This is a genomic window from Streptomyces sp. NPDC101234, from assembly GCF_044767525.1.
GTDB lineage: Bacteria > Actinomycetota > Actinomycetes > Streptomycetales > Streptomycetaceae > Streptomyces > Streptomyces sasae.
The window spans coordinates 1-13,308 of record NZ_JBIWOA010000001.1; the positions used below are offsets into that span (position 1 = coordinate 1).

10 protein-coding genes are annotated in these 13,308 nt (G+C 70.9%); 8 read left to right on the top strand and 2 right to left on the bottom strand.

All coding sequences use genetic code 11. The features are described from left to right. From ACIRR9_RS00005 to ACIRR9_RS00020, 4 genes are all read left to right on the top strand, one after another. Positions 1 to 4,145, top strand: a 4,145-nt coding sequence (locus tag ACIRR9_RS00005; RefSeq protein WP_403745892.1) for a DUF6531 domain-containing protein, incomplete at its 5' end; no start/stop codon positions are given. Between the two features lie 8 nt (positions 4,146 to 4,153). Beyond that, the gene (locus ACIRR9_RS00010) at positions 4,154 to 4,744 is read left to right on the top strand and encodes a hypothetical protein (RefSeq protein ID WP_403745895.1); all 591 of its coding nucleotides are present in this window, start codon (positions 4,154 to 4,156) and stop codon (positions 4,742 to 4,744) included. A 137-nt stretch (positions 4,745 to 4,881) separates the two neighbouring features. Beyond that, on the top strand, positions 4,882 to 5,508 hold the full coding sequence (locus tag ACIRR9_RS00015; RefSeq protein WP_403745898.1) for a hypothetical protein: 627 nt from the start codon (positions 4,882 to 4,884) through the stop codon (positions 5,506 to 5,508). Positions 5,509 to 5,568: 60 nt separating this feature from the next. After that, entirely contained in the window at positions 5,569 to 6,162 is a 594-nt protein-coding gene (locus ACIRR9_RS00020) for a hypothetical protein (RefSeq protein WP_403745900.1), read from the top strand. Positions 6,163 to 6,186: 24 nt separating this feature from the next. Here the strand turns inward: ACIRR9_RS00020 and ACIRR9_RS00025 are convergent, their stop codons facing one another. Together ACIRR9_RS00025 and ACIRR9_RS00030 are read right to left on the bottom strand one after the other, a co-directional pair. After that, entirely contained in the window at positions 6,187 to 9,027 is a 2,841-nt protein-coding gene (locus ACIRR9_RS00025; protein ID WP_403745902.1) for a poly(A) polymerase, read from the bottom strand. A gap of 3 nt (positions 9,028 to 9,030) precedes the next feature. Then, positions 9,031 to 10,683: an RNA ligase family protein gene (locus ACIRR9_RS00030; RefSeq protein ID WP_403745905.1), complete on the bottom strand. Its 1,653-nt coding sequence runs from the start codon at positions 10,681 to 10,683 to the stop codon at positions 9,031 to 9,033. 540 nt (positions 10,684 to 11,223) lie between these two features. Between ACIRR9_RS00030 and rpsJ the strand changes: the two genes are divergently transcribed. Genes rpsJ through rplW form a run of 4 tightly spaced genes read left to right on the top strand, consistent with a single transcriptional unit; the run spans position 11,224 to position 13,277 of the window. Beyond that, positions 11,224 to 11,532, top strand: a complete 309-nt coding sequence (rpsJ, locus tag ACIRR9_RS00035; protein ID WP_003948644.1) for a 30S ribosomal protein S10 — start codon at positions 11,224 to 11,226, stop codon at positions 11,530 to 11,532. A gap of 16 nt (positions 11,533 to 11,548) precedes the next feature. Next, the gene (gene rplC / locus ACIRR9_RS00040; RefSeq protein ID WP_062706771.1) at positions 11,549 to 12,193 is read left to right on the top strand and encodes a 50S ribosomal protein L3; all 645 of its coding nucleotides are present in this window, start codon (positions 11,549 to 11,551) and stop codon (positions 12,191 to 12,193) included. 8 nt (positions 12,194 to 12,201) lie between these two features. Next, positions 12,202 to 12,858, top strand: coding sequence for a 50S ribosomal protein L4 (gene rplD / locus ACIRR9_RS00045; protein ID WP_362601095.1), 657 nt, complete (start codon positions 12,202 to 12,204; stop codon positions 12,856 to 12,858). Further along, the gene (gene rplW, locus ACIRR9_RS00050) at positions 12,858 to 13,277 is read left to right on the top strand and encodes a 50S ribosomal protein L23 (RefSeq protein WP_123974798.1); all 420 of its coding nucleotides are present in this window, start codon (positions 12,858 to 12,860) and stop codon (positions 13,275 to 13,277) included. Before rplD ends, rplW begins: the two co-directional genes overlap by 1 nt. The last annotated feature ends 31 nt before the right edge of the window (positions 13,278 to 13,308 follow it).

Below are 13,308 nucleotides of genomic sequence, written 5' to 3' on the forward strand. Positions count from 1 at the left end.
ACCCCACCGGCAGCAAGTCGGACGCCGACAAGCCGGACGAGGCGAAGGTGCGGGCCGCCACCCGGGACGTGCAGAGCGCCAAGTCCGCCCACACCAAGGCCCAGTCGGATGTCACGTCCGCGCAGAGCGCGCTGGACGCGGCGAAGAAGATGGCCGAGGACGCGCGGAAGATGCGTGACGACGCGGCGGGCGAGGCGAAGCGGAAGATCGACGAGGCCTCCGACGCGGGGATCCCGAACCGGCACTGGTGGCAGGACGTGGGCCACTGGTTCGAGGACAACTGGGACACCATCGTCACCGTCTGCAAGGTCGTCGTCGCCGTCGTCGGGATCATCGCGATGATCATCGGCGGGCCCATCCTCGGCGCGATCGTCCTCGTCGCCGCGCTCGTGGTCCTCGCGGACACCCTCTACAAATACTCAAAAGGCCAGGCATCCCTATGGGACGTGGCCTTTGCCGCCCTGGACTGCATACCCGGCGGCAAGGGCATCACCAGCCTCGGCAAACTCGCCAAGGGCTTCAAGGAGCTGAAGAGCCTCAAGGGCGGGCTCAAGGGCATGGAACTCGGCGTGCAGGGGCTGGGGAAGGGCACCCGCGCGCTGGGCCGGCAGATGAAGAAGCTCTTCACCTGCGGTGACCCGATCGACATGGCCACCGGTCAGATGGTCATGTCGGCCACCGACGTCCGGTTGGACGGAGTGCTCCCGGTTGTGCTCGAACGCCACTACCGCACCGGAGTCAAGAGCGGACGGCTGTTCGGAGAGAGCTGGACCTCCACCCTCGACCAGCGACTGCTGTTCGACGCCACGGGGGTGCGGTTCGCCACCGCGGACGGCATGGTGCTCACGTATCCGAAGCCTGAGCCGGGTCTGGAACTGTCCCCGGTCGAGGGGCCGGACTGGCCGTTGGGCTGGGACGGCACCCCGGGCGGCGACCTGACGGTGCACCAGCCGGACAGCGGGCTGACCCTGCATTTCCGGCCGCTTCCGGGCGGAGCCGAGGGTGAACTGCCCCTGGCCGTCATCCGCGACCGCAACGACAACACCGTGACGATCTCCCATGACGCGGACGGAGTGCCCACCGAGGTCCTCCACCACGGGGGCTACCGGATCGGAGTGACGACGCGGCACGGGCGGATCACCGGCCTGACCCTGCGCAACGCCCCCGGGCAGCCCGCTCTGCTGCGTTACGGCTATGACACCGACGGCAATCTCACGGAGATACGCGACTCCTCGGACCGGCCGCAGCGGTTCCACTACGACGACCGCCGCCGGATCACCGGCTGGGAGGACCGCACCGGAGCCTGGTACCGGTACGGGTACGACGACCACGACCGCTGCGTGACCACACAGGGTGTCGACGGAGTCCTCGACTACTTCTTCGCGTACGACGACGAGACCCTGGTCACCACTGCCCGCAACTCGCTCGGACACGTCACCAGGTACCAGTTCAACGATGCGTACCAGCTGGTCGCCGAGACCGACCCGCTCGGTCACCTGGTCCTGCAGGAGTGGGACCGGAGGGACCGGTTGCTGTCCCGCACCGACGCGCTGGGCCGCACGATCCGCCTCCGGTGGGACCCCGCGGGCCATCTCGTCGGTGTACGTCTGCCGGACGGCTCCGCCTCCGCGTGGACGTACGACGACCAGAACCGGATGGTCGAGGCAGTCGGGTACGACGGCTCGGTCCTCCGTCAGGACTGGGACGAACGGGGCAACTGCACTGCCCTGACCGCCGAGGACGGAGCCGTCACTCGCTTCGCACGCGACCGGTCCGGTGCCCTGACCTCGGTGACGGACGCCCTGGGTGCGGAGACGCGCTTCGTCAACAACCCCGCGGGCCAACCGGTCACGGTGACCAACCCGCTCGGTGCGGTGACCCGGGCCGCCTATGACGCCTTCGGCCGGCGTAGCAGCTTGACGGACCCGTCGGGTGCCACGACCCGCTTCACCTGGACCGTCGAGGGCCGTCCTGCGGCCAGGGTCAGCCCGGACGGCACGGCCGAGTCCTGGACGTACGACGGTGAGGGCAACCTGATCACGCACACCGACGCGGCGGGCCGGACCACGCGCTGCGCCTACGGCCCGCTCGGCGTTCTCGCCACGCGTACCGGAAGCGACGGGACCCGCCACACCTTCGTGCACGACACCGAGTTGCGACTGGTCCAGGTAGTCGGACCGTACGGACTGACCTGGGACTACACCTACGACACGGCGGGTCGGCTGGTGCGGGAGTCGGACTTCGACAACCGAGTCGTCGACTACGTCCACGATGCCGCGGGTCAACTCCTCAGCCGTACCAACGCAGTGGGCCAGACGACCGCCTTCGCCTACGACACCGCGGGCAACCAGTGCCGGAAGACGGTGGACGGCAGGACGACCCGCTACACCCATGACTCCGCCGGGCGGGTCCTGGAAGCCGCGGGCCCCGAGGCGACACTGATGTACACCTACGATCCGGCCGGGCGTGTCACGAGCGAGGCCGTGGACGGACGTGCGCTCACGACCACGTACGACGCCCTGGGCCGGCCCGTCCGGCGTACGACCCCGGGTGGTGCCGTGACCACGTACGGCTACGACGCCGCAGGCAACCGCACGGAACTGACGGCCTCGGGCCGCACCCTCCTGTCGGCGTACGACCCGCTCGGACGGGAGACCGTCCGCAGCATGGGCACCGCGGGTCTCGCACTCCACCAGAGCTGGGACGCCCAGCACCGCCTCGTCGCCCAGAGGCATGCCGCCCCGGGAGCCCGGCGGCCGGCCATCGACCGCACCTACACGTACGAGGCGGACGGCATCCCTGCCTCGGTCACCGACCCGCACTCCGGACACCGGCGCTTCGACCTGGACGCGGCCGGCCGCGTCACGGCGGTGCACGCGACGGACTGGACCGAGACCTACGCCTACGACGCCGCGGGTAATCAGGCACAGGCCACCTGGCCGGATCGGCAGCCGGCTCCCGAGGCCCGGGGGGACCGGGACCGGTCCGGGAGCCGGGTCACCCGCGCCGGCTCCGTTCACTACGAGTACGACATCGCCGGACGGACCGTCCTCAGGCGGCGGACCAGGCTCTCCCGCAAGCCCGACATCTGGCGGTACACCTGGGACGGCGAAGACCGGCTCACGAGCGTCGTCACCCCGGACGGAACCGTGTGGCGCTACGTGTACGACTCGCTGGGCCGGCGCATCGCCAAACAGCGGCTCGCCGCGGTCGACGGTCCGAACCTCCAGGCCGCCGTCCTGGAGGAGGTCCGCTTCACCTGGGACGGACCACATCTCGTGGAACAGACGTCGTGCGTCGCCGGCGGCGACCGGGAGGTGACGCTCACCTGGGACCGTGACGGACTGGTCCCCGTCGCACAGACCGAACGCACGGTCCATTCGGATGCCCGGCAGGACGTCGTCGATGAACGCTTCTTCGCGATCGTCAGCGATCTGGTGGGAGCCCCCACGGAGCTCGTCGACGAGGCCGGAGCGGTCGCCGGGAGGTCACGCGCCACGCTGTGGGGACTGACGACCTGGGACCCGTCCGCCGCGAGCACGCCCCTTCGCTTCCCGGGCCAGTACTTCGACCAGGAGTCCGGGCTGCACTACAACAATCTGCGGCACTACGACCCGGCCACCGCCGTGTACCTCAGCCCCGACCCCCTGGGACTGGAAGCCGGACCGAACGCCCACGCATACGTGCCCAACCCCCTGCTGTGGGTCGACTATCTGGGCCTGATCTGCCACTCCAAGATCCTCCGGGGGAACATGGAGGCCGAAGGCGTCGTCTTCCAGTCCGGGCAGGCCGCGGCCCATATCGTGCCTTCCACGCTGAACCGGGTGGTCGGGCGAACCGCCGACAGCCGAGCCATCCTGTCCAGGTACGGAGTAGACATCGACGAGGCGGCGAACGGCATCCCCCTGGGGCACGCCCGCCCGCACAACTTCACGCACACCGACGCCTTCCTGCAGCGACTGAACCAGCACCTGACAGCGGTGGAACGGAGGGGAATCACCGCGGGGCTCAGCAAGACGAAGATGGCTGATCTGATCCGTTCGGAGCTGCGGACCGTCGGTCAGCAGGTCAAGCACGAACTCTCACCCGGTCAGATGGTGAACGGCGCCCCGGCTCCGACGGCACGCTGGACAAGAATCCCCTAGAAGGCGGCATGACAACTGAAGGCATCGAAGAACACCGGTCTGTGTACCGCCTCCTGCCCGCCATGGCGGACTTCCAGCTGCTCCATCTCGGCGACGAGGTCATCGACCTCCTGCGATGGCAGCGGGGCGGCTCCGAGGGGCCGTACCCCGTGCGGTTCGGCGCGGAGTGGGGGGGTGACCCGCGCTGGCCGAAGAGTGAGTTTCCCAACGGGGACCCCGGCCTGCCGGTCCTGAGCCGCCGTATCGCCGACCTGATGTGGGGCGATCTGGAGGGGGCCGGAAAGCTGCTGCCGGTACGGATCAAGGACGCGGACGACGACTACCTGCTCTATCTGGTCGAGCGGGTGGCCGACTGCCTGGACGGCGAGAAGTCCTCGCCTCCTGACGTGATCGGCCGGATCAAGGAGTCGGTCTTCCGGGCGGGCGACATCCCGGTTGATGTCCCGGCCTTTCGCACCACCGCCTTCCCCACCGCCGTCTGCTGGAACGGCTGGGCCGCACGGCTGCTCAGCGGACTGCTCGGGGAGCAGCTGGAGTGCCGGCTGGTGTGGTCGGAGGATCCGGAGGCGGTGCCGCACCCCAACCCCTGGGGGTTCTGAGGGACTCAGCGCGTCGGCTGTGGTGTCCACGTCGGCGCCGGGAACTGCGAAGCGTCGGAAGCAGATCGAGGGCGAGCTCGCCGGTGTCACGCACGCCGTGCCGAGTACCGCCTACTGGACGACACAAGGATGACTCGATGACCTCTGACCCGACCTCTGACCCGACCTCCGCACCGGACCCCTCGCACCCCTCCGCCGTGTACCGCCTCCTGGCCGGCACGGGGAACTTGAGGACGTTGCGCCTCGGTGATTCGCTGATCGAGCTCAAGCGCCGGCAGTTCCAGGGACCGCAGGTCGCTCAGCCGGACTCGTTCGAGGCCGAGTGGACCGGTGACCCCAAGGCGCGCAAGGCCGACTTCGCCTCCGACTGTCCGGGCGCGCCGATGCTGAGCCGAGGCCTCGTCGACCGGGTCGGGCAGGAGCGGTTGGAGCAGGCCGGGCGACTGGTCCCTGTCCGTACACCGGGCCCCGGGCCGGACGACTACGCCCTGTACGTGGTGGAGCCTCTCGTGGACTGCGTGGACACCCGCAGGTCGGCCCAGCCGAAGAAGGCCACCGGTGAGATGAGGAAGATGGTCTTCCATCCGGAGGCGGTGCCTGCCGAGTTGCCGGCGTTCCGGGTTCCGCAGTTTCCCGTCGCGGTGTGCTGGACCGGCTGGATGCGTGATCTGCTGGGCGAGGTCCTCGGAGACGGTCTGGAGGCCCGCCTGCTGTGGTCACCGGAGCCGTCGGCCGCTTCGCACCCCGATCCGTGGGGGTTGTGATCCCGGCACGCGCAGTGCTCCCGATCGGCCGGTCCCCTGGCCTGTATGGATGGTGACGCGATGTCAGGCAGCCCCCGACGGGGCCCGGCGGTCTACCGGATCCTGCCGAGCCTGAACGACTACGAGACGTTGCGTCTGGACGGTTCCGGCCAGAGCAGGCTCATGCGCTGGCAACGCGAGGGGGACGAGGCGGACCGGCCCACCGGGCTGAGCGCCGAGTGGATGGACGACTCCGCCCCCAGGAGCGATTTCCCCAGCGGCAGCCCCGGTGCCCCCGTGCTCAGCCGCCGGCTGGCCGAGCGGTTCGGGGACGAACTGCTGTCAGCCGGGAGTCTGGTGCCCGTCGAGATCGGCAACGGCAGGCGTGGTGACGACTATGTGCTGTACGTCGTCGACCAGGTGGTCGACTGTCTCGATCCCCGCAGGTCCTCCAAGCCGAAGCGGAACGGCGAGATCAAGCGGCCCGTGTACCTCCCCCAAGCGCTGCCCGCCCGGCTGCCCGCCTTCCGGCTGCCGCAGTTCCCGCGTGCCGTCCAGTGGAACGGCTGGGCCGTCGACCGGCTCCTCGGGCTCACCGGGGATCAGATCGAGGCCCGTCTGACCTGGTCAGAGGACCCCACGGCCAAGCCTCATCCCGACCCCTGGGGCTTCTGAGCGCGCGCCGGCCGGCGTGGAGTGTCAGCGCAGGGTCGGTACGCCGCCCCCTTCGGTCCGGGTCAGTGTGACGCCGGTCAGGCCGCGCAGCCGGCGTTCCGCGACAGCCGCGAGCTGGTCGGCGGTCGGTGGGGTGGAGCCCAGGCCGATGGCGTAGCGGACCGGGTTCGTGGTGAAGGGGCGGGGCCAGGCGTGGCAGTCGGGGGCCGACGTCGAGAGGTCGGTGACGAGGGCGCGCATTCTGCCGCGCACCCGGCCCTCGTCCGCGTCCGTGCCCACCGTCAGGACCGCCCAGGCCGCGTGGCGGCGGTGGAGCGGGGGAGGGGCGAGGAGTTCGGCCCGGGGGTAGGGGGCCGTGGTTCCTTCCAGCAGTTCCCAGGCGCGGAACAGTTCTTGGGCCACCAGGTCGCGCATGCCCGCTGTCACCTGGTCGGTGCAGGGGCGTACGGGGGCGGAGGGGGTCGTGATGGTGAGGGGGAGGAAGAAGAGGGGGTGGGGGCGATCGGCCGTCGGGCCCACCGGCTCCCGCCAGTCCCAGGCCGCCCACGTCGCGAAGAAGTGCCGTAGGAGATCGCCCGGCGCGAGATCGCCGGCCTCGGCCGTGGTGCGGGCGGCCAGGACGGACCAGGCCAGGCCCGGCAGGCCGCCGAACGGTGCCGAGTCCAGGCCCCGGGCCTTCGCCCATGCCTTGACCTGCGTGGCCAGCCGGGCGAAGGCAGGCCCGTGGCCGCCCACCGAGGCCAGTACCGCGTCGGCATCGCTCACCGCGCTGAGCGCGACCGCGGCCGCCTCGCCCAGCTCGGTCCGGCGCGACACCGCCTCCGCGGGGTCCGTCGAACCCGTGGTGACCACGACCAGGTCCACGTCCAGCCCGTCGGTCCGCAACCGCAGACCGGGTACCCGGGCCCCGACCACCTCGCGCACATCCGTCGCCTCGGGGAAAGCGGCGGTCAACCGCGCCTGTACGGCGGCGAGTTCGACCGTGCCGGGCAGCACCGCCACCAGGTCCAGGTCCGCCCCGGGCAGCGCGCAGCCCATGCGCCGGGAGCCGACGACGTGTACGACAGCGTCGGGGAGCGCGTTCTCGATGCGGCGGGTGGTTTCCTCGGCCAGTCGCGCCACCACGTCGTGCGCTCCGCCCTGCGCGGCCTCCTCCGCCCACCGCACCTCGCCCGTTCCCAGCGTCACCGTGGCCCGCACCCGCATCGGCTCGTCCCCGCGCCGCGAGAGCAGTGCCAGCTCGCCGACCCTGACCGGCATCGGGGCGAGCCGGGCCGCGCAGGCGTCGGCCAGGGTGTTCGGGTCGGTGGTGCGACCCAGGCTGAGGTGCGGGGTGAAGCCCGGGCGGCGGCCACCGCAGCGGGGGAAGTGGCGCAGGAGCGTGCGGTGCAGGTCGGCCCAGGGCTCCTCACCCGCGGCCGCGGGGTCGAGCCAGACGGTCGCGTCGTCCCGGTGGCCGAACCACTGCACCCCCTCCAGCCGGGCGTCGAAGGGCGCGGCGGCGGCCGTCGCGAGCACCGCCGCCGCCCGCTCGAAGGCGTGTTCCGGCACGAATCCGAAGAGCAGGTTCACATGCGGGGGCCAGCGGCGGATCTGCGGGTCGTGGTCCCGGCGGATCTCCTGCAGCGGGGCCCACAGCTCCTCGGGCGGGAGCCACGCCAGCGCCGTACGGGGCGTCGGTCCTTCGGCGAGGGAATCCAGGGACTCCCCCTCCGGAACGCCCACCGCGAGCTCGGCCAGGACGCCGTAGTGATCGGAGATGTACGTCCCCTCCGCCGACGGCACGTCACCGCACAGTTCGGCGCTCCGTACCCGCAGCCCCTCCCCGCGCAGCAGCACCCGGTCCAGCCGTGAGGCCCGGCCCGTCAGCGACGAGATCGCGGCCAGCGGATTGCCGCCCGGGTCGAAGGTCGGGGTCGTGTCGTCGGCGCCGTGCACCTCGCTCCAGGCGTCCCGCAGGCCCAGCGTCAGCTGCGGTGTGCCGCCGCCGTCGTTGAAGTCGCCGAGCAGGAGCAGCTCGGCGTCCACACCCGCCAGGCCCTCGGCGATGCGGGTGAGTTCCGCCGTGCGCCGGTCGGCGCCGTTCTCCGAGTGGTCGCTGCTCAGATGGGTCGCCGCGACGACCACGGGCCGTCCGCCCGCCTCCACGACCAGGGCGGTCACCGCCTTGTGCGGGCCCAGTTCGTGGTGCGCGGCCTCGATGACGGGCAGCCGGCTCAGGAGCAGCAGACCGCACCCGTCGACGTCCCGCCCTCGCGGGTCCGTGCCCAGGGTCCAGTACGCCCGCACCCACTCCTCGCCCAGCAGCAGGGCGAGGAGTTCCGCCTCGACCTCCTGCAACGCGATCACGTCCACGTCCGCGTCGCGCAGGGCCCGCAGCAGGAGAGGCCTTCGCCTGGCACTGTCGATGCGGTCGGCGTCGTACCGGTCCCAGAGCGTGTTCCAGGTCAGCACCCGCACATCCCCGGATACGCGCACATCCCCGGATACCGGCACACCCGCGGATGCCCGCACACCGCCGGACGCGTCCCCGCGTCGCGAGGGCGCGGGCCGCCAGTCCTCGCCGTCCCATGTGTACGACGTACGGGCCGTGAAGAACGGCGCCCGGAGCAGCCGGGCCTCCCGGACCCGGCCCGCCTCCGTCGCGTCGATCCGGTCCACCCCCGTGACCCGGTCCCACACCAGCTCGCCGTCGGCCTCGATGAACAGCACCCGGTGCCAGGGGATCTCGCCCCCGGGCACGAAAGCGGGCAGCGGCACACGCTTCGGCGCGGCGCCGCGCTGGAGGACGCCGAGGACGAAGCGGGCCGGGTCGAAGCGTGCGTCCCAGCGCACCCGGTGATAGATCTCCTCGCTCGTACGCACGCCTCAGACCTCTTCCTCGACGGTCCCGCCCGCCCCGATGTACCAGGTGCGATGGGCGTCGCCCGGATACGGCGGGACGAAGCGCCGCAGCTGGTGGGTGAGCACCTCGGGCGGCACCGGGTGCTCGCGGCGGGTGTTGCGCCGTACCAGCTCGTCCTCGTCGACCAGGACCACGGCATGCGTGATCAGGGCGTCATGGCGGTGGGCGATCGTGTGCACGAGCGAGCGCTGCTGCTTGGTGAGGGACGTGGCGTCCCACACCACGGTCCCGCCGCCGGCCAGGGCCCGGTCCAGCCGGTCGAGTCCCTCGCGGAGGACCTCGCCGTTGGCCCGCTGGTCGGCGCGTGCGCCGCGCGCCGCGCGCAGGTCGTCCAGGGAGACGAACGCGTCCACGCCCGGCAGTCCCCGGGCGAACGTGCTCTTGCCGCTGCCGGCCGGACCGACCGTCTGGACCAGCTTCGGGAACGCGCCGGACCGCCAGCGCCAGGTGGCGGCGACGGCCTCGTCGGCACTGCCGATCCGTCCCAGCGCGTACGCCTCCCGGGCCTCGGCGCGGCACCGGGCGGCCGTGTCGGCCGGCAGCCCGGCGAACGCCTCCCGCAGCCCGAGGCTCCGCACGTCCTCGGCGTGCAGCGCCGACCACTCCACCAGCTCGCGCGCCTCGTCCGTGTCCGCGGTGGCCCGGGCGACCGCGTGCAGCAGGCCCAGGTCGGCGGCGTACGACAGGCGTACCAGACCGGTCCGCCGGTCCTCGTCCGGATACGGCCGGTGCAGCGCCGGGTGCAGTCCCACGAGGTCGGCGACCCGGCGGGCGAGCGGTATGCCCGCCGTCGTGGCGAGCCGCGCCGCCAGCCGTCCTCGCCGCACTCCGTGCAGCAGCGCGGCCAGGACGCCGGCCAGCAGGTCGTCCCCGGACCGCCCCGCCGGATCGAAGCGGTCGGCGGCCCGTGCGTCCCCCGCGCCGGGCAGCCCCACGGCCTCCTCCAGGGCCCGCACGTCGACGGCCGCTCCCGATCGCACCGCCCACAGGGCCGCCCCGGCCCCGAGCCTGTTCTCGACGACGGCCGCGTGCATCCAGTGCGTGTCCGTCTGTATGTGTCCGGCCCGCACCCACTTGGCCACGCGCTCCCCGAACTCCTGTGCGGCGAACCCGTCCGCGACCCGGACGACGTATCCCTCCTGCCGCCCGGGATCCAGCCGCAGGGCGCGCAGCGCCCGCTCGTCGAACACGCCTCGCGACAGCACCCGGGGAACGGGAACGCCGAGCCCGCGCAGGAAGACCACCGTCCGGTCCCAGTCCAGGCACCGGCCCTCCCGGTCCCACACCGAGAAGCCGTAGAAATAGCTCTCCAGGTCGTCGTACGCGATCGAGTGCCGGGCGAACATGTTCTCCCCGCACACCCGCCACCCCTCCGGGACGGCGTGGCCGATCCGGGCCTGGAGCGCCTTGACCCAGGTGCGGGAGGGGTGGTGGGCCGAGTCCAGCGAACGGGCGTGCAGGCCGTCGGCATAAAGTGTGGTGTTCTCGCCGTCGAGTTTCTCGGTCACGACGACCTCGCGGCCGCGCAGGCCGGACAGGTCGGTGACCCGGAGGTCGTCGACAGTCGCACCGGGCGACCAGGGCAGATGCCGGGTCCGTGGATAGTGCGTACGCATGGTGAACGTCCCCCGTGACAGCTGTCGTGCCTGCTCAGCGTAGGGGTGCGGGGTGACGGCGGGCGAGCGGATTACGGCGCGGCCGGGACCGGCCGAGGCCCTCGGGAACGCCGCTGCGGAGGGCCCGGGTTTGACCTGCGTCACTCCGGGGGTATGCTCCCCGGCCCGATTGGCCAGCCCCCCGCCCTGTATGGCAGACTAGCGGGGTTGCTCGGTCGAGTGTTGATGCTGCGCGCCTCCCGCCGGGAGGACCGGAAGCGAGTCCCACAGTACTCGTCGTCCTAACTGCCACTACGGCAGCACTGGGGCGGACGTACGGGAATCTTTCGGGAAGTGCGGTGCAGCACCGGCCAGGCGCCCGGTGGGTCTTCCGCCCCCGGCTTGCGGTTCCGGAAGGGCCGTGTGCATTCCCCGCAGGGATGTTCGAACAAGGGGCATCTGTGTCAGCGGGAGCGCGACACGCCCGACCGCGTGGGTCGGAGAAGAAGGCGTAACTGCCGGGTTCCAGAGCGTTAACAGAGACAGGACTACTGAGTAGCCATGGCGGGACAGAAGATCCGCATCCGGCTCAAGGCCTACGACCACGAGGTCATCGACTCCTCGGCGAAGAAGATCGTCGAGACGGTGACCCGCACTGGTGCGTCGGTCGCGGGCCCGGTGCCGCTGCCCACTGAGAAGAACGTGTACTGCGTCATCAAGTCGCCGCACAAGTACAAGGACTCGCGCGAGCACTTCGAGATGCGCACGCACAAGCGCCTGATCGACATCCTCGACCCGACGCCGAAGACCGTTGACTCCCTGATGCGACTCGACCTCCCGGCCGGTGTCGACATCGAGATCAAGCTCTGAGGCCGGTGATCTGAGAATGGCTAAGCAGATCAAGGGCATCCTGGGCGAGAAGCTCGGCATGACGCAGGTGTGGGACGAGAACAACCGTGTTGTTCCGGTCACCGTCGTCAAGGCCGGCCCCAACGTCGTCACCCAGGTCCGTACCAACGACGTCGACGGCTACGAGTCGGTCCAGATCGCCTTCGGCGAGATCGACCCGCGCAAGGTGAACAAGCCCCTCAAGGGCCACTTCGCGAAGGCCGACGTCACCCCCCGTCGCCACCTTGTCGAGATCCGTACGGCTGACGCCTCCGAGTACACGCTCGGCCAGGAAGTCACCGCCGAGGTCTTCGAGGCCGGCGTGAAGGTCGACGTCACCGGCAAGAGCAAGGGCAAGGGCTTCGCCGGTGTCATGAAGCGTCACAACTTCAAGGGCCTCGGCGCCGGTCACGGCACCCAGCGCAAGCACCGCTCGCCCGGTTCCATCGGTGGCTGCGCCACCCCGGGCCGCGTGTTCAAGGGCCTCCGCATGGCGGGTCGCATGGGCAACGAGCGTGTCACCACCCAGAACCTGACCGTCCACGCCGTTGACGCGGAGAAGGGTCTGCTGCTCATCAAGGGCGCGGTTCCCGGTCCGAACGGCGGCCTCGTCCTGGTCCGCACCGCGGCCAAGGGGGCCTGAGGTAACCGATGAGCACTGTTGACATCCTTTCGCCTGCCGGCGAGAAGACCGGTAGCGTCGAACTCCCCGCGGAGATCTTCGGCGTGGAGAAGGTCAGCATCCCGCTGATCCACCAGGTCGTCGTCGCGCAGAACGCGGCCGCCCGCCAGGGCACGCACAAGACGAAGACCCGTGGCGAGGTCCGTGGTGGTGGCAAGAAGCCTTACCGCCAGAAGGGCACCGGCCGCGCCCGTCAGGGCTCGACCCGCGCGCCGCAGTTCGCCGGCGGTGGCGTCGTCCACGGCCCGCAGCCGCGTGACTACTCGCAGCGCACCCCCAAGAAGATGAAGGCTGCCGCTCTGCGTCACGCCCTCACCGACCGGGCGCGCCACAACCGCATCCACGTCGTCACCGGCGTGATCGAGGGCGAGACCCCCAGCACCAAGGCCGCTCGCACGCTGTTCGGCAAGATCTCGGAGCGCAAGAACCTGCTCCTGGTCATCGACCGTGCCGACGAGGCCGCGTGGCTGTCCGCCCGCAACCTGCCCCAGGTCCACATCCTGGAGCCGGGCCAGCTGAACACGTACGACGTGATCGTCTCGGACGACGTGGTCTTCACCCAGGCCGCTCTCGAGTCCTTCGTCGCCGGCCCGAAGGCCAACGACACCGAAGGGACCGAGGTCTGATGGCTACCCGTCACCCGAGCATTGCCTCGAAGGCCGCCAAGGCCGCCAAGGCCGCGCGCGTCGCCAAGGCGCGCCGTCACGAGGCCGAGGGCAAGAACACCGTCGAGACCCCGCTCAGCAAGTCGTACACGGACCCCCGTGACGTGCTGCTGAAGCCGGTCGTCTCGGAGAAGAGCTACGCGCTCCTCGACGAGAACAAGTACACGTTCATCGTCGACCCGAACGCCAACAAGACCCAGATCAAGCAGGCCGTCCAGGCGGTCTTCTCGGTCAAGGTCACCGGGGTCAACACCCTCAACCGCCAGGGCAAGCGCAAGCGCACCAAGACCGGTTTCGGTCAGCGCGCGGGCTCCAAGCGCGCGATCGTGACCCTCGCCGAGGGCGACCGTATCGACATCTTCGGCGGTCCGACCGCGTAAGCGGGTCGGATCGTCCGATATCGGACGAGGA

Bases quoted from the DNA above. Each gene is read 5' to 3' on its own strand.
- ACIRR9_RS00010 (WP_403745895.1), top strand. From the start codon at position 4,154: ATGACAACTGAAGGCATCGAAGAACACCGGTCTGTGTACCGCCTCCTG.
- ACIRR9_RS00015 (WP_403745898.1), top strand. From the start codon at position 4,882: ATGACCTCTGACCCGACCTCTGACCCGACCTCCGCACCGGACCCCTCG.
- ACIRR9_RS00020 (WP_403745900.1), top strand. From the start codon at position 5,569: ATGTCAGGCAGCCCCCGACGGGGCCCGGCGGTCTACCGGATCCTGCCG.
- ACIRR9_RS00030 (WP_403745905.1), bottom strand. From the start codon at position 10,683: ATGCGTACGCACTATCCACGGACCCGGCATCTGCCCTGGTCGCCCGGT.
- rpsJ (WP_003948644.1), top strand. From the start codon at position 11,224: ATGGCGGGACAGAAGATCCGCATCCGGCTCAAGGCCTACGACCACGAG.
- rplC (WP_062706771.1), top strand. From the start codon at position 11,549: ATGGCTAAGCAGATCAAGGGCATCCTGGGCGAGAAGCTCGGCATGACG.
- rplD (WP_362601095.1), top strand. From the start codon at position 12,202: ATGAGCACTGTTGACATCCTTTCGCCTGCCGGCGAGAAGACCGGTAGC.
- rplW (WP_123974798.1), top strand. From the start codon at position 12,858: ATGGCTACCCGTCACCCGAGCATTGCCTCGAAGGCCGCCAAGGCCGCC.